The 16,582-nt window shown below is 66.8% G+C and carries 12 protein-coding genes; 4 read left to right on the top strand and 8 right to left on the bottom strand.

Going from position 1 to position 16,582, the window contains the following annotated elements; translation table 11 throughout:
• Window positions 1-54 precede the first annotated feature (54 nt).
• From ACO06P_RS07825 to ppsA, 3 genes are all read left to right on the top strand, one after another.
• Complete coding sequence (locus ACO06P_RS07825; RefSeq protein WP_420349443.1) at window positions 55-780, top strand: GntR family transcriptional regulator; 726 nt, start codon at window positions 55-57, stop codon at window positions 778-780.
• Between the two features lie 169 nt (window positions 781-949).
• A complete protein-coding gene (locus ACO06P_RS07820) occupies window positions 950-1,657 on the top strand; it encodes an endonuclease III domain-containing protein (protein WP_420349442.1) in 708 nt (235 codons plus the stop codon).
• A gap of 229 nt (window positions 1,658-1,886) precedes the next feature.
• Window positions 1,887-4,319: a phosphoenolpyruvate synthase gene (ppsA, locus tag ACO06P_RS07815; protein WP_420349441.1), complete on the top strand. Its 2,433-nt coding sequence runs from the start codon at window positions 1,887-1,889 to the stop codon at window positions 4,317-4,319.
• Window positions 4,320-4,631: 312 nt separating this feature from the next.
• On the opposite strand, the gene ACO06P_RS07810 is transcribed toward ppsA, so the two are convergent.
• The 8 genes from ACO06P_RS07810 to ACO06P_RS07775 form a co-directional block, all read right to left on the bottom strand.
• A complete protein-coding gene (locus tag ACO06P_RS07810) occupies window positions 4,632-4,826 on the bottom strand; it encodes a hypothetical protein (protein ID WP_420349440.1) in 195 nt (64 codons plus the stop codon).
• Between the two features lie 402 nt (window positions 4,827-5,228).
• Window positions 5,229-6,197, bottom strand: a complete 969-nt coding sequence (locus tag ACO06P_RS07805) for an ABC transporter ATP-binding protein (protein WP_420349439.1) — start codon at window positions 6,195-6,197, stop codon at window positions 5,229-5,231.
• A complete protein-coding gene (locus ACO06P_RS07800; protein ID WP_420349438.1) occupies window positions 6,194-8,179 on the bottom strand; it encodes a dipeptide/oligopeptide/nickel ABC transporter permease/ATP-binding protein in 1,986 nt (661 codons plus the stop codon). Before ACO06P_RS07800 ends, ACO06P_RS07805 begins: the two co-directional genes overlap by 4 nt.
• A 16-nt stretch (window positions 8,180-8,195) precedes the next feature.
• Window positions 8,196-9,164 carry an ABC transporter permease gene (locus ACO06P_RS07795; RefSeq protein WP_420349437.1) on the bottom strand — a complete coding sequence of 323 codons (969 nt, stop codon included), beginning with the start codon at window positions 9,162-9,164 and terminating at the stop codon, window positions 8,196-8,198.
• 22 nt (window positions 9,165-9,186) lie between these two features.
• Complete coding sequence (locus ACO06P_RS07790) at window positions 9,187-10,773, bottom strand: ABC transporter substrate-binding protein (protein WP_420349436.1); 1,587 nt, start codon at window positions 10,771-10,773, stop codon at window positions 9,187-9,189.
• A 32-nt stretch (window positions 10,774-10,805) separates the two neighbouring features.
• Window positions 10,806-12,548: a hydantoinase B/oxoprolinase family protein gene (locus ACO06P_RS07785; protein ID WP_421935166.1), complete on the bottom strand. Its 1,743-nt coding sequence runs from the start codon at window positions 12,546-12,548 to the stop codon at window positions 10,806-10,808.
• Window positions 12,545-14,608: a hydantoinase/oxoprolinase family protein gene (locus ACO06P_RS07780; RefSeq protein ID WP_420349434.1), complete on the bottom strand. Its 2,064-nt coding sequence runs from the start codon at window positions 14,606-14,608 to the stop codon at window positions 12,545-12,547. The genes ACO06P_RS07785 and ACO06P_RS07780 overlap by 4 nt, the downstream gene beginning before the upstream one ends.
• A 2-nt stretch (window positions 14,609-14,610) precedes the next feature.
• On the bottom strand, window positions 14,611-15,402 hold the full coding sequence (locus tag ACO06P_RS07775) for an HpcH/HpaI aldolase family protein (protein WP_420349433.1): 792 nt from the start codon (window positions 15,400-15,402) through the stop codon (window positions 14,611-14,613).
• 174 nt (window positions 15,403-15,576) lie between these two features.
• On the opposite strand from ACO06P_RS07775, the gene ACO06P_RS07770 reads away from it, so the two are divergent.
• Complete coding sequence (locus ACO06P_RS07770) at window positions 15,577-16,491, top strand: LysR family transcriptional regulator (RefSeq protein WP_420349432.1); 915 nt, start codon at window positions 15,577-15,579, stop codon at window positions 16,489-16,491.
• Window positions 16,492-16,582: the final 91 nt, after the last annotated feature.

Below are 16,582 nucleotides of genomic sequence, written 5' to 3'. Positions count from 1 at the left end.
TATTATCATTATTGATATTGATAATCTTAGACAGCCACGGGCGCCTGTCAACCAATGACGGAAATTGCTCAGATCCTGTACGACAATGCCGGGCCGTTTGGCCGCGCACGCAAGGCCGATGCGGTCTATCACGCGGTCAAACGGGCCATCCTGCTGCGCTCCCTGAAGGCCGGCGACGCCCTGATCGAGCAACAGATCGCAGCGGCGGCCGGCTGTAGCCAGGGCCCGGTGCGCGAAGCCCTGCTGCGCCTGGAGCAGGACGGCCTGGTGGCGCGGCGCGGTTATCAGGGCACGCTCGTTTCCGCCACCACGGCCGCCGAGGCGGCGAAGATGGCGCAGATCCGCATCGAGATCGAGACGACCGGTGTGCGGATGGCGACGCCGTCCATCACAAAGGCCAAGCTGGACGAACTGGCACGGCTGCTCGACGATCTGGAGGACGCTGAGGATCGCCTGGATGCCTACGCCAAGAGCGACCTCGACCGCGCCTTTCATCTGGGAATCTTTCGCGCCTCCGGCATGCAGGCCCTGGAGCCGATTCTTGTGCGCTGCTGCCTGCACATGCACCGCTTTACCTTCGGCAACGAAAGCCGCGAAAGCGGACCCGCGGCAAACGACGACCTGCGCGGGCCCAGCCGCGACCAGCACCGCGAGATCTTCGAGGCGATCGCCGCCGGCCGGGCCGAAGAGGCGGCGGAAACGCTCAGGCAGCACATCGAGGCGGTGATCGCATACTGGGCGCCGGACCTTCAGTCCGCCATGCTGGCCAGCCCGAAGTAGCGGCCGCACTTGGCGTCCTTCCACCCTCAATAGGCGCGCTTTGATTGCATGGCGCCCCGGGCGCCTGATGGTGCGCGGCCGCAGCGACGCTCCCAGGCCGACCTGCAGGACCCCAGAAAACCTAAATGTTCTTGTTTTGTTCCAACTATCGCGCGATACTGCCCGTGCTATGCAACTCGCCCTTCAACTGGATGGGCGGCAGGAGCGTTTCGCAGAGGTCGACCGGCGGTTGCGGCTGCACTACGGACCCCAGGGTCCGTGGCTCAGGCTGGATCCCGTCAGCCAACTGGTGTTGGGCATGGTGGGCGGGCGCACCTACGAAGCGGACTCGCGGCGCGCTTTCTTGGCCCTGCGGGCGCGCTATCGAACATGGGAATGCTTGCGCGATGCCCCTTTGGCCGATCTGCAGGAGACAATCCAGGGTGTGACCTATGCCGAGGTCAAGGCCGGCCGCCTGAAGGCCGCGCTGGCTGCAGTGACGCAGAGGCGGGGTGCGCTGACGCTCGACTTCCTGGCGGCATGGGGCGTCGGGGCCGCGCTCGCCTGGCTGGAAAGCCTGCCCGGGGTTGGCCGCAAGACCGCGGCGGCGACGTTGAACTTCAGCACCCTCGAGATGCCTGCCCTGGTGATCGATACCCACCATCTGCGGGTCCTGCGCAGGCTCCGACTTGTCGGTCAGCGTACGACACTGCCGGAAGCCTATGACCGTACCGTGCCCTATCTGCCGGTGCATTGGTGCGCCAACGACCTCGATGCACACCACCAGCGCATCAAGACCCTGGGGCAGGATGTATGCCGCCATGCAGAGCCCGCCTGCGGACTCTGCGTCCTCCATGATCTCTGTCCCTCCGCTGCCTTGATCGGGAAAACTGATTGAAGGCATTCCGGAATCGGAATTCACCTCCTTCGCTCCGCTTCTTATTTCCTCTTAATCACGCTCGTGAATTCGACGGGGTGCGGTTTTGTGACCATTCCAAGACATTGACCTGCATCAGCGCTGCGGGGCGATGGTCATGGCATGGTCCATGTCAAGCAACGGAACCTGCATGAATGAAACGGAGCGGCAGCCGATGGCGGCTGTGCGGCCGAGAGGGAGGAAGATAGCAATGCCGGCAAAGTCCTACGTGTCCTGGTTCGCCGACCTCAGTCTCGATGATGTTCCTTTGGTTGGCGGTAAGAATGCGTCGTTGGGGGAGCTCTACAGGGAGCTGACGCCGCTCGGCGTGCGGGTGCCGAACGGCTTTGCCATAACGGCGGAGGCCTTTCGCGATGCCCTGAGCGCCGCCGGCGCCTGGGATGAACTCCACTCCCTGCTCGACGATCTCGACAAGACCGACGTCAAGGCGCTTGCCGCCGCCGGCCATAGAGCGCGGGAGATCGTTTACGCCGCCGGCCTGACACCGGAAATGCGCGAACAGATTGTCGCCGCTTACCGGCAGCTCGAGGAGGAGTACGGGCCGGACCTCAGCGTTGCCGTGCGCAGCTCGGCGACCGCCGAAGACCTGCCGACGGCCAGCTTTGCCGGCCAGCACGACACCTATCTGAACATCCGCGGGGAAGAGCTGCTGATCGACGCCGTCAAGCGCTGCAACGCCTCGCTCTTTACCGACCGCGCCATCTCCTATCGCATCGACCAGGGCTTCGACCACTTCAAGGTGGCACTCTCGGCCTGCGTCATGAAGATGGTGCGCTCGGACCTGGAGTCCAGCGGCGTGATGTTTTCCATCGACACCGAGACCGGGTTTCGTGACGCCGTTTTCATCACCGGTGCTTACGGCCTCGGCGAGAACGTGGTGCAGGGCGCCGTCGATCCGGACGAGTTCTACGTCCACAAGCCGACCTTCCGGCTGGGCCATCGCGCCGTGCTGCGCCGGGTGCTCGGCGACAAACAGGTGATGATGGTCTACGCTCCCGGGCGCACCCGCGAACCGGTGGTGAACAAGCCGACGCCCAAGCCGGCGCGCGAGCGCTTCTGCCTCAGCGACGACGAGGTGCTGGTGCTGACCGACTATGCCATCAAGATCGAGGACCACTACAGCGAGCGCGCCGGCGAACCGCGGCCGATGGATATCGAATGGGCGAAGGACGGCGTCGATGGTGCGCTCTACATCGTGCAGGCCCGGCCTGAAACCGTGGCCTCCCAGCAGGCTGCGACCAACCTGGAGTCCTATGTGCTGCAGGAGACCGGACCCGTGCTGGCAACGGGCCGGGCTGTGGGCACCAGGATCGGCAGCGGCCCGGTCCGCGTCGTGGTCGACTCCCATCACCTGCCGGACTTCAAGCCGGGCGAAGTGCTGGTGGCCGATACCACCACGCCGGACTGGGAGCCGGTTATGAAGACGGCCGCTGCGATCGTCACCAACCGCGGCGGGCGCACCTGCCACGCCGCCATCGTAGCGCGAGAGCTTGGCATTCCTGCCGTCGTGGGCGCCGAGCACGCCAGCGAGATTCTGAAGAACGGCCGGGAGGTCACGATCTCCTGTGCCGAAGGCGACGTCGGACGCATTTACGACGGCAAGCTGCCCTACGAGGTGGAGAAGACCGATCTCAGCACCTTTGAGCGACCGGCCACCCACATGATGCTGAACCTCGGCAACCCGGAGCTGGCCTTCAAGACCAGCTTCCTGCCCAACGATGGCGTCGGTCTGGCCCGCATGGAGTTCATCATCAACGAGTACATCAAGGCCCACCCCATGGCCTTGCTGCATCCCGAGCGCATCGCGGATGAGCGCGAGCGCGAACAGATCGAAGCCATGGTGAAGCACTATCCGTCGCCGGCCGAGTTCTTCGTTCAGAAGCTGTCCGAGGGCGTTGGCATGATCGCCGCGGCCTTCTATCCCAAGCCGGTGATCGTGCGCCTGTCCGACTTCAAGACCAACGAGTATGCGGCGCTCATCGGCGGGGCGGCCTTCGAGCCGGAGGAAGCCAACCCGATGCTCGGCTTCCGTGGCGCCTCGCGCTATGTCCATCCGGCTTACGAGGAAGGCTTCGCCCTGGAATGCGCCGCCATGAAGCGGGTGCGCGACGATATGGGTCTGACCAACCTGAAGCTCATGGTGCCCTTCTGCCGCCGGATCGAGGAAGCGCGGAAGGTGATCGATGTGATGGCCAAGAACGGGCTGACACGCGGGGAGAACGGGCTCGAGGTCTATGTCATGTGCGAGATCCCGAACAATGTCATCCTGATCGATGCCTTCGCCGAGCTCTTCGACGGCTTCTCCATCGGCTCCAACGACCTTACGCAGCTCTGCCTCGGTGTCGACCGCGACTCCGAAAAGGTCGCCTTCGAGTTCGACGAGCGCGACCCTGGCATGTTCGAGATGCTGCGTCTCGCCGTGGAGGGCGCCAAGCGCAACAACCGCCACTCGGGAATCTGCGGGCAGGCGCCCTCGGACTATCCCGAGGTTGCCCAGTACCTGGTGCGAATGGGGATCGACTCGGTCAGCCTGACCCCCGACAGCCTGCTGCGCACCATGATCGCGGTGCGGGAGATCGAGCGCGAGCTCGGCCGGGAACCGCGGGCCGAAGCGGCGGAATAGGGCTGCTGCCGGAGCGCACGGCAATCCTGGAGCAGTGGAAGCGTTTGTCTGTACGCGAAGTGGGCGATCCGGCGCCGGGTGCGGGCGGATGCGGAGAGGATGATCACGATGCTTGGTTGGCCCAGCCAGGACCGTCCCGAGGGCCGCCCATCGCGAGAGCCGCGACGCCCGTGACGGTTACGACGCCGGGTTTGATCTGACAGAAGCTTTTTTTTGGAGTGCTGCTGGCTGCAACGGGAAGGCGTTGTTCGCAGACCGCTGCGTTGCGCCAGGCTTTCGCTCATTTATGCCTTTGCGCCGTGAGAAGCCCGGCTATCGGTTGTAGCGGCGATCGAAAATGTCCACTGCCATCTTCGCGGCAAAGAGCGTCGGCAGTGCGATCACCGCAAAAGTGGGGATGCCGGCCGTGTTCCAGCCGGTTACTTGACTGCCGAGGTACATCAGCACAACGGTAATCGGCCACGCGATCGCCGTCCATATCAGCGTGCGTTTGATCCTGTCTCGCATCGATCTCCCTTCCGGTTTCCGATTGTGCCCGGGGCAGGTTGTGTGCGGGGCAGGGCGCTCAGCGTCCGGTGGACGCGCCAGCCTTCGTCGGCGCTGCTAAAACGGACTACGCCCTGGAGGTCTTCGTCATGGGGCTTGACCGCCGCGTTCCCCGTTCCGTCATCAGAAACAGTCGATGACGGAGGGCGCCATGCACGGTCAACAGGGTCTTCACAGGACCGGATCCTACCGATCGCGCGTTTCCCTGGTAACGATCATTTTTCTGTCAAGGCTGTGAGGCGCGGTCTCGTCGTGGCCTGCCGAGGCAGGGACACCATGATCCCCAATGCCTTATCTCTTATGTAAGTGCTGACGTTGGGCATTCATTTCTTCGGATTCAGAGCCCGCTGCCGCGGGGTGCGCTCAGAGAATGTCGTCGCGGATGCAGGCTGTGCGGTGGCCCGGTGCCACTTCGCGCAGCGGCGGCGGCGTCTCGGCGCAGGCCGGCAGAGCATAGGGGCAGCGGGTGCGGAACACACAGCCCGAGGGCGGGTCCATCGGGCTCGGCAGATCGCCTTCCAGGATGATCCGCTTACGCTCCACGTCCGGCTCCGGCACAGGCGCGGCGGAAAGCAGTGCCTCGGTATAGGGATGGCGCGGCGCCGTGTAGAGCGCGCGGGCCGGGGCCACCTCCATAATCCGCCCGAGGTACATCACCATGACCCGGTCGGAGATGTACTCGACAACGCTGAGGTCGTGGGAGATGAACAGCAGCGCCAGGTTGAGGTCGCGCTGCAGTTCGGCCATCAGGTTGATGATCTGGGCCTGGACGGAAACGTCGAGGGCCGAGACCGGCTCGTCGGCGACGATAAAGCGCGGCTCCACCGCCAGCGCGCGGGCGATGCCCAGGCGCTGCCGCTGCCCGCCGGAGAACTCGTGCGGGAAGCGGTTCAGGTGGTCCGCCGAGAGGCCGACCCGCTCCAGCAGGGCGACGGTGCGCTCGCGCCGCTCCCGGCGGCTATAGAGCCTGTGGATGGCAAAGGCCTCGCCGATCAGCGCGGCCACTGACTTGCGCGGATCGAGGCTGCTGTAGGGGTCCTGAAAGATGATCTGCATGCGCCGGCGCAGGGGGCGCAGCCGGCCCTGGCTCCAGCGGGTGATGTCCTCGCCATCGAAGCTGATGTGGCCCCGGGTCGGCTCGATGAGACGCAGGATCAGCCGGCCGAGGGTGCTCTTGCCGGAGCCGGACTCACCCACCAGGCCCACCACCTCGCCGGGCGCCAGGGTGAGATCCACCTGCTCCACCGCCTGCACCTGGGCGCGCCGGCCCCAGCCGCCGCCGCGCACGCGGAAGTGTTTGGTAAGGGCGCGGGCCTCGATGAGAGCCTTCATGATCCCGCCTCCCGGCCCAGCGAGCGATCCGGCTCCGGTGACGGCGCCGGGGCAAACGCGTCGCCCGGTTTACCCTCCAGTTCATTCCACCGAAGGCAGCGGGTGCTGCGGCCCGGTGCGAAGGCGATGTCCGCGGGGTCCTCGGCGGTGCAGCGCGGCTGGGCGTAACCGCAGCGCGGCGCGAAGGCGCAGCCGCGGCTGCGCTCGCCCGGCCCTGGCACGGTGCCCGGAATTGCCGTCAGCGGCATCCTTTCGCCGGTCGCCGGGTTGACCCGCGGGATGGAAGACAGCAGGCCGCGGGTGTAGGGATGGCGCGGGTCGCGGAAGACTTCGCGGACCGGCCCCTGTTCGACAATGCGCCCGCAGTACATCACCAGCACCCGGTCGGCGATCTCCGCGACCACGCCGAGGTTGTGCGTGATGAACATCAGTCCGAGGTCGCTGTCGCCTTCGTCGCGCAGGTGCTGGAAGAGGTCGAGGATCTGGGCCTGCACGGTGACGTCCAGGGCCGTGGTCGGCTCGTCCGCCACCACCAATGCCGGCGTGCAGCTCAGCGCGATGGCGATCATGACCCGCTGGCGCATGCCGCCGGACATCTGGTGCGGATAGTCCCGCGCCCTCTGTGCCGCGTCGGGAATGCCAACCCGTTCCAGGAGTTCGACCGCCTTGGCCATGGCCTCGCGGCGGCTCAGGTCCTTGTGGTGTCGCAGGGCCTCTGCGATCTGCTCGCCGACCGGATAGACCGGGTTGAGGCTGGTCATGGGTTCCTGGAACACCATGGCGACCTCGCGCCCGCGCACCGCCTCCAACTCCGCCTCGTCAAGCTGCTCCATCGGCAGGACATCGCCTCCCTTGGTGCGCAGGGCGATGCCGCCGCCGGCGATGGCGCCGTGCGGGCCGGGAACGAGCCGCAGGATGGAAAGGCCGATCATGGTCTTGCCGGAGCCGGACTCGCCCACCACCGCCACGGTCTCGCCTTTGCCGACGGTCAGCGACACACCGTCCACCGCGGCGAAGGGGCCCTGCTGGGTGGCAAACTCGATACGCAGGTCGGAGACTGCGACCTGTGCATCCTCCTTCTCGCCCGGGGCCGGCTGGGCCTGCGCCGCCCTGCCGGTGCCGGCGACGGGGAAACGCACCAGCGAGCGGGCGGCCTGCAGCAGTCCGCCTTCGCGCGCTGCCTTGGGGTCGTAGACGTCGCGCAGCGCATCGCAGAGCGCGTTGACCGCCAGGACGGTCACGGTCAACGCCAGACAGGGCCAGAGCAGCGGCAGCGGGCTGTAGACCATGTAGCCGCGCGCGGCGCGGATCATCAGGCCCCAGCTCGGGTCCGGCGGCACCACGCCGAGGCCGAGAAAGCTGAGGCCCGACTCGATGAGGATGGCCGAGGCGACCGTCAGCGAGAACTGCACGATGATGGGGCCGGAGATGTTGGGCAGGATGGTGCGGAACAGGATGCGTCCGACCGGCGCGCCCAGCGCGCGCGACGCCTCGACATACTCCACCGAGCGTGCCGACAGCACTTCGCCATAGGTCACTCTGGCAAAGCCCGGGACAAAGAGGATGGTAAGCACCAGGGTGAGGGTCTCCGCCCCCGGACCCAGAACCGTGACGATCAGCAGCGCCAGCAGCATCGGCGGGAAAGACAGCACGATGTCGGTGAGACGCACAGTGAAGAGCTCGGCAATGCCGCCGAAGTAGCCGCCGACGAGGCCGATGGTGACACCGATGACGGCGGCTGCGGCGGCCGCGATCAGAGCGACGGCAAGCGAGACCCGCGCGCCGTAGAGCAGCCGCGCGAGAATGTCGCGGCCGTATTCGTCCTGACCGAGATAGTGATCGGCCGAGGGCGGCTGCAGGCGCTCGGCGATGTTCATCTGCACCGGATCCTGGCTGGTGAGCAGTGGCGCAAAGAGCGCCAGGCCGAGAATCAGTCCGACGAAAAGCAGCCGAGGCAGGATGCGGCGCAGCTTCGGGCTCATGACCGGCTCCGCCCGTTCATTCCAGACGGATCCGCGGGTCGAGCACCGAATAGAGCAGGTCGACCACGAGGTTCAGCAGGATGAAAAGAAAGGAGATCACCAGCACGATGCCCTGCACCTCCGGATAGTCGCGGGTTTCCACCGCCACCACCAGAAAGCCGCTGAGCCCCGGCCAGTTGAAGACGTACTCCACCAGCACGGTGCCGCCGAGAAGAGTGCCCATGTGCAGGCCAAGCACCGTCAGCACCGGCCCCAGCGCGTTGCGCACCACGTGGCGCAGCAGCACGGTGCGTCCGGAGAGCCCCTTGGCCCGCGCCGTGCGCACCCACTCCTGCTGCAGGGTTTCCAGCACCGTTGTGCGCATCATGCGGAAGATCACGGCCGAGAGGCCGAGGGCAATGGTCACCGCCGGCATCAGCAGGTGGATGAGATGGCGCAGCGGGTCACGTGACCATTCGACGAAGCCGCCGGCCGGTACCCACTGCAGCTTCTGTGCGAAGACCAGCACCATCAGGGTGCCCACCACGAAGACCGGCACCGACAGCATCAGTCCGGCAAGCAGGGAGAGCGCGCGGTCGGTGACACCGCCGCGACGCAGGGCGGCCAGGGTTCCCAGCGGCAGCCCGGTCAGCACCGAAAGGAAGGCGGCAGCCAGGATCAGCTCGATGGTGCGCGGCAGGCGCTTGGCGATCTCCGCGGCGACGGGGTGGTCGTCCTGGAAGGAATTGCCGAGGTCGCCTTGCAGCAGGCCGCCGATGTAACTGAGGTACTGGGTGAAGATCGGCTGATCGAGGCCGAGCTTGCGCCTGAGTTCGGCCACCGCCTCCGCCGAGGGGTCGACCCCGCCGCCGCTCAGAAGCAGCATCGCGGGGTCGCCCGGAATGAGGTGCAGCACCATAAAGACAATGGTGGTGACGATGAACACGAGGCCCAGCGCGATCAACACACGCCGGGCCACGTAGGTCGTCAGGCCGCTGCCGCCCATGTCTGTCCGCTCTCCGATCCTCCTATTCGACGGCCGTGTTCTCGATGGTGTAGCCGGAATAGAAGGTCAGGAAGCCGGGCATGTTCTTGAAGCCGGAGACATGGGCCTGGGTGGCATAGCCCTGGGCGCGCCAGTTGATGGGAACGATGGGCGCCAGCTCCAGCGCCCGGGTGTGGACCCTGTCGTAGATCGCCTTGCGCTTGGCCGGGTCGAGTTCCTGGCGCCCCTCGGCCAGAAGGGCGTTGATTTCCTGATCGGCAAAGCCCAGCGAACGGACATAGGAGTTACCGCGGCTGCCGTCGAGGAAATTGGTGAGCGCGTCGGGATCGTTGAAGTCGCCGGCCGAGCCCATCACCGCGAAGTCGTATTGGCCGCGGTTGCCCAGGGAGACGCGGGTCGCCCAGTCCGGCAGGTTCAGCTTCACCTGGATACCGGCATCGGCAAGGTTCTGCTGCACCACCTCGGCCGTGTCCTTGTGCATGCCGTACTGTGCCGTGGACAGCAGCGTTGCCTGAAAGCCGTTCGGATAACCGGCCTCCGCCATAAGGGCCTTGGCCTTTTCGAGGTCGCGCTTCCAGTGCCCTTCGAACTTCGGCTCATAGAACTCGGAGCCCTTGGGGATCGGCATCGCGCCCAGCAGGTTGCCGCGGCCGAAAAAGGCGGCGGCGATGACATCCTGGCGCTGCACCGCATAGGCCACCGCTTGGCGCAGGCGGGGGTCGGTGAAGGGTCCGGCCTCGGTGTTGAACAGCAGATACATGAAGGGCCCGTCGACCACGTCCAGGTTCAGCTTCTCATTCGCGCCGATGGCATCCATGCTTTGCCAGGGCACGTACTCGATGACGTCGACGTCGCCCGCCTCCAATGCTGCAACGCGCAGGTTTTCGTCCTTGTAGGCATCGAAGCGCAGGTTCTTGGTCTTCGGCAGGCCTTCTTTGTAGTACCTGTCGAAGGCTTCCAGTTCCATGCGGGTGCCGCGCTCGACCTCGACCATGCGATAGGGGCCGGCGCCGACGAAGTTGTCGGGGTCCTTGGCCAGTTCCTTGGCCGAGACGATGTGTGAATGGACGCTGGCAAGCAGATAGATGAAGGTGACCTGGGGCTCCTTCAGGGTGATCTTGACCGTCTTGGGGTCGAAGACCTCGATGGACTCGACGATGCCGAAACGCGACCGCAGGTGGGCCGTGGAGTCCTCTGCTGCGATGGCTTCCAGAGAGACCTTCACGTCCTCGGCGGTCACCGGATCGCCGTTGTGGAAGTAGGCGTTGTCGCGGAGCTTGATGATGTAAGTTCGGGCGTCCGGGATTTCCCAGGACTCGGCCAGCTCCGGCTGTAGACGCCCGTCAGGGCCGTAGCCCAGCAGGCCGCGGAAGACCTGCAGCTTGACCGTGTTGCTGGCGGTGCCCTTGTTCTCCCAGGGCTTGATGCCCGGAGGATAGGACGACAAGCCGAACACCAGGGTGCCCGGCGTCTTGGCCCGGGCGCGTCCGATCAAGGCCGGCCCCGCCAATTCCGCGCCGGCGAGGGCCGCGCCGCCGAGGGCGGCCATGCCACCGAGCAGATGGCGGCGGCTGAGGTTATCGAAGATCTTTTTTTGCTTATCGCTCATTTTCCCTAACCTCCCGTTCGTGTTGTTGTGACTCAGCGGCCAGCCTTGGCGACCGCTTCGCTATCCTCCCTCCAAACAAGGCCGTAGGCCTGGCGCGCGGTCTCCGGAGAGATCCGGTCTTCTGCCAGGTCACGGCGCACCAACTCCGGCTCCCGCCGTTCCGGGGGGCCGTAGCCGCCCGCCCCCGGCGTCACCACTGCGATCGACTGGCCGGGTGCCAACTCGCCGACGCCGCTCACCAGCGGCGCCACGCCCTCGCCGCGCTCGACCCGGTAGCGCCCGCCCTCGAGCCCGCCGAAGAGCCCCCAGGGCGCGGAGATCTCCCGGGTTCCGTAGATGAACATGCGGCAGCGGTGGTCGACGGCGCGGATCTGGCGGCGGATACCCATGCCTCCGCGCCACTGCCCCGGGCCGCCGGAATCGCGCACCAACTCGTAGCGCTCGACGATCAGGGGATACTCCGGTTCCAGGCCTTCCACCGGCAGGTTGCTGGTGTTGGTGACGTGAACCTGAACGCCGTCCAGCCCGTCCTTGGTGGCGCGCGCACCGAAGCCGCCACCCAGGGTCTCCAGGTAGACGTAGAAAGCACCGCTGCGCGGATCTGTACCGGTGAAGGTGGCCGAGGTAACAGCGCCGTTGCAGGCCGCCACCAGCCGCTCGGGCACCGCCTGGGCGAGGGCGCCGTGCACCAGATCCACCACCCGCTGACAGGTGTTGGTGCGTCCGTTCACCGCTCCCGGAGGGGCGGCGTTGAGAATCGAGCCGTAGGGCGCCGACACGGTGATGGGCCTGAAGAGGCCGGCATTGGGCGGCGCGTGTGGGTCGACCACGGTCTTCACGGCGTAGTAGGCCGTGGCCAGCAGGGCGGTCTCCACCAGGTTCAGGCCGGCGCGTACCTGCGGTGGGGCCTCCTGGAAATCGAGGTCCATTTCCTCGCCGCGGACCGTGAGGCGCAGGCGGAAGCTGAGCGCCTCTTCCAGTTCGTCGCTGTCGAAGCTGTCCGCAAACTCGTAGACGCCGTCGGGGATTTCGGCGATGCCGGCACGCATGCGCCGCTCGGCATAGTCCAGCAGCTCGTCGAAGACCTGGTTCAGGAAATCGCTGCCATAGCGCGCGCAGAGCGCCTGAAAACGGTCGATGCCGAAGCGGTTGGCGGCCAGCTGCGCGCGCAGGTCGTTCAGGCGCTCCCGCGGCACCTGGCAGTTCAGCAGGATCAGGTCGATCACGTCCTGCTGCAGTTCGCCGGCCCGCTGCAGGCGGATCGGCGGGATGCGCAGGCCCTCCTGATAGATGTGGGCATGGCCGCGGTCGACGAAGTCGGCGTGATGCGCCAGGTTGGTGGCCCAGCCCACCAGCGCGCCCTCGTGATAGATGGGCGAGGCCAGCACGATGTCCGGCAGGTGGGTGCCGCCGCCGGTGTAGGCGTCGTTGCCGATGAAGACGTCGCCCTCGCAGATCTGGTCGGCGGGATAGCGCTCCAGAATCGCTTCCACGACGCCCATCAGCGAACCCAGGTGGATGGGGATGTGCTCGGCCTGGTAGAGGGTGCGTCCGCGTGCGTCGAACAGGACGGTGGAGCAGTCCCGCCGCTCCTTGATGTTGGTGGAATAGGAGGCGCGAATGAGGGTTTCGCCCATCTCCTCGGCGATCGAGGAGATGGCGTTGCCGATGACCTCGACGGTGACGGGGTCGACTGCCCAATTCCCGGCCCTGCTCCCGGTCCTATTTCCGGCCCCGACTTCGGCCCCGTTGACGGATTTGCGCTGCTCGCTCATGCCGCAGTCCGGGATTCGAGGATCAGGTTGAGATGCGGGTCGACCGTCGCGTCCTGCTCCGGCAGCACCAGGGTGGTGGAGTCCATCTGCTCGATGACCGCCGGCCCGGCGATGCGGTTGCCCGGCGCCAGCCGCTCCCGGTCGTAGACTGGGCAGGCGACGAAGCCTTCGCATTCGGGCAGATAGACCTCGCGCTCCCCGATGCGTGCAGCCGCCGCGTCCGGTCCGGCCTGCGGCGCCGCGCCGAGCTTCGGCTTGTCCACCAGGCCATAGGCCTCGATGCGGAAGGTCATGACCTCGATGGGTTCTTCCGGCGCGGTGTAGCCGTAGAGCCTCTGGTGGGCCGCCTCGAAGCCGGCGCGCAGGACGTCGGTCAGCGGTACCTCTCCGTCGGTCTTCTGCAGCGGCACGTTGAGTTCATAGTTCTGGCCGGCGTAGCGCATGTCGGCGGAGGCCACCAAGCGGCGCCGCTCAGCCGGGACGCCTTCGCGCGCAAACCACGCCGCAGCGTCCTGGCTCAGGCCCGCGAAAGCGTCGCTCACCGCGTCCTGCGCGTCGTCGTCCAGGCGCAGGCGGCGGGTCACCGAGAGATCGTGGCGCAGGTCGGTGAGCAGCAGGCCCAGTGCGCAGAGGATGCCGGGATTGCGCGGCACAAGAACCCTGGGGATCTCCAATTCGCGGGCCAGGCGGCTGGCATGCAGGGGACCGGCGCCGCCGAAGGCGACGAGGCAGTAGTCGCGCGGGTCGTGGCCGCGTTGCACCGATATCACCCGGATCGCCCGTGCCATGCTGGCGGTCACCACCCGCACGATGCCGGCGGCGGTCTCCAGGGCGTCGAGACCGAGCCGCGCGGCGAGGCGCTCGATGGCCGCCACCGCCTTGTCGCGGTCGATGATCATACGGCCGCCCAGCAGTTCGCGCGGGTTGAGAACCTGCATGACGACGTTGGCGTCGGTCACCGTCGGCTCCTCGTTGCCGAGGCCGTAGCAGACCGGGCCGGGCGCCGCCCCGGCGCTGCGCGGGCCGACCTTCAGCAGCCCCCCGGCGTCGACATCGGCGATGGAGCCGCCGCCGGCCCCGACGGTGTGGATGTCGATCATCGGCACCTTCAGCGGATAGCCGTGCACCTCCGCTTCGGTGGTGGTGCGCGGCCGGCCGGCCTCGACCAGCGAAACATCGGTCGAGGTGCCGCCCATGTCGAAGGTGATGATGTTCTCGATCGCCGCAGCGCGGGCGGTCTCGAGGGCGCCGATGACTCCGGTGCTGGGGCCGGACAGCACCGTGCGCACCGGCAACTCGGCCGCCGTTTCGAAGGAGATCGTGCCGCCGTTCGACTGGGTGATGTGGGGTTCAACCTGGATTCCGGCGTCGGCGAGGCGCGGGGCCAGCTGCGAGAGGTAGCTTTTGATCACCGGGCCAAGGAAGGCGTTGACCACGGTGGTGCTGAGACGCTCGAACTCACGGAACTCCGGACAGACGGCGGAGGAGCAGGTGACGAAGGCATCACCCAGCTGCCGCTCCGCGATCTCCGCCACCAGCCGTTCGTGGGTGGGGTCGCGGAAGCTGTAGAGGAAACAGATCGCCAAGGCGTCGATACCCATGGCGGCGAGACGGCGGGCGGCCTCTTCGATCACCTCCGGGCTCGGGCGCGAAAGCACCGCGCCGTCATGCAGGATGCGCTCGGGCACCTCCAGCCGGCGGTCCCGCGGCACCAGCAATTCCGGCTTGTCGGCCTGCAGGTCGTAGAGGTCCGGCCGGCGCTGGCGGCCGATCTCCAGAAGGTCGCGGAACCCCTCGCTGGTGATCAGGCCGATGCGCGCGCCGCGGCGCTGGATCAGGGCGTTGGTCGCCACAGTGGTGCCATGGCCGAAGAAAACCACCAGGGCCGAGTCACCGGCGAAGCGGTCCAGCGCCTCGCGCGCGCCGCCGGAGATCGCAACCGAGGGGTCTTCGGGCGTGCTCGGCACTTTCCACACCGCCAGCCGCCCGCTCTCCTCCTCCAGCAGGCAGACATCGGTGAAGGTGCCGCCGGAATCGACGCCGACCCGCCAGCTGCCCATGGCTAGCCTCCCACCGCCTGCGCGTCGGCGGCACCGGCGGCAACAGCACCGCGCGCGGCCTCGCGCAGAAGGGTCACGTCGTTGGCGTTGGTGACGAAGTGGTAGCCGCGCTCGAACTGCTTGGCCGGGCTGTCGCCGGGCAGGGTCACGGCGCCCAGCCACTTGCCGCCTTCAAGGATGCGGCGCTCCGCTTCCGCCATGAGTTCCTTGAACTCCGGCGCGTCGAAGTCGCGCGCCCGGCCGATGCTGCCGCTGAGGTCGGTCGGCCCGATGAACAGCATGTCGACCTCCGGCAGTTCGCACATCTCGGGAATCGCGGCGACACCCTTGTCGGACTCGATCAGCAGTGCCAGCAGGAAGTTCTGCTCCCAGGTCCGGTAGTATTCGGATGGCGGCAGGAAGCCCCAGTCGGAAGCGCGCGAAGCCCCCGTCTGGTGGCCGCGTATGCCCTGGGGCGGATAGCGGCAGGCGGCGACGGCGGCCTCCGCCGCTTCGCCGCTTTCGACGTTGGCGACCAAGAGACCTTCGGCTCCTGCGTCCAGGTTCTGCTTGAAGTACATCGGCTGGTTGTCGGCAACGCGCACCAGCGCGGTGGTGGGCGTCGTCTGGATCGCGCGCATCTGGTGGATGCCGGTTTCGAGGCCGCCGGGGGCGTGTTCGTGATCGACGATCAGCGCATCGAAGCCGGCGTGGGCGAGCAGTTCGCTGACCACCGGGCTGCCCATGAACAGCCAGCAGCCAAGCGTCGGTTCCCCCGATCGCAGTCGCGCCTTCAGTCGGCTTTCGCGATACACGTGGCTCCCCTCCGTCAGAACCACGGCGCACGGCGCGATGGCAGGGACGAAACGTCCCCGCACGGCGGATAGACCGCGGCATCGCACCGGCCGCGCCAGGGTTTGATGTTCCGCCGGCCAACGGCATAATGCAAATTACAAAAGTTCCGAAAATCATTCCGAAATGGAATAGCCATGATTTCCAGCCGGCATCTGCAGGTTCTTGCGGCGGTGATCCGCCAAGGCTCCGCAACCGGGGCGGCCGCGGAGCTGAACCTTTCCCAACCGACGGTCAGCAAGGCGGTGAAGCGCCTCGAGGACGTTGCCGGCATGCGTCTCTTCGAACGCATCGAAGGGCGGCTGCGCCCGACCGCCGAAGCGGTGATCCTGGCCCGCGAGGCGGAACGCCTGAGCGAGGAGATGACCGCCTTTCAGAGCCTGGTGACCGACATCCGCAATCGCGGCGGCGGCCCCTTTCGCCTGGCAACCGCGCCGGCCTTTTCCGCGACCATCGTGCCGCGGGCCGTTGTCGCGATGGCGGCGGCCAATCCGGATCTGAGGATTCTCGTGAACGTCGAGGCGCCGCCTCTGATCCTGGAGAATGCCGCGTCCGGGCGCATCGACCTGGGCGTCGTGCACTACACGGAGGAGGAGCCGCTGGCGGCAACGGTGCCGCTGAGCAGCGGGCGCATCATCGCCATCATGCGGCCCGATCACGAACTGGCGGCGAAGGCGGTTCTGCAGCGCGAGGACCTGAAGGGCCGCGCACTGATCGCTTACCGCGGCAACCTGCCTTTCGCCCGCAGCATTCGTGAGCGTCTGATCCCGGATGACCCGGCGCCGACGATTTCCATCGAGGCGGAACCGACAACCCTGCTGCGCGACCTCGTGCGGCTTGGCTCCGGCATCGCTCTGGTGGACGAGTTCAGTCTTTGGTTCGAACAATGGTCGGACCTCGCCGTCCGGCCCATCAAGCCGGCGGTGGAGGTGATGATGGCGGTGGTGCATGTGCGCGGACGTCCGCTGACGACGGCGGCCAGTACCTTCATCACTCATCTGGAAGAGGTCATTGCGCGCGGCCGTAAATCCGGCCTGTCGATGCGGCGTTGACGAACCGTTTTCCCGCAGCCTCCTGACCCCTTGTTTGGCATGACGCTTGGCAGCCGGCTTTTCTCCGCGCTAGGTTCGAAGGGTGTCGGCT

Source organism: Pelagibius sp. (assembly GCF_965227505.1).
GTDB lineage: Bacteria > Pseudomonadota > Alphaproteobacteria > Kiloniellales > Kiloniellaceae > Pelagibius.
The sequence above is the reverse complement of the archived record's forward strand: the minus strand, read 5'-3'. Positions and strand labels throughout refer to the sequence as shown.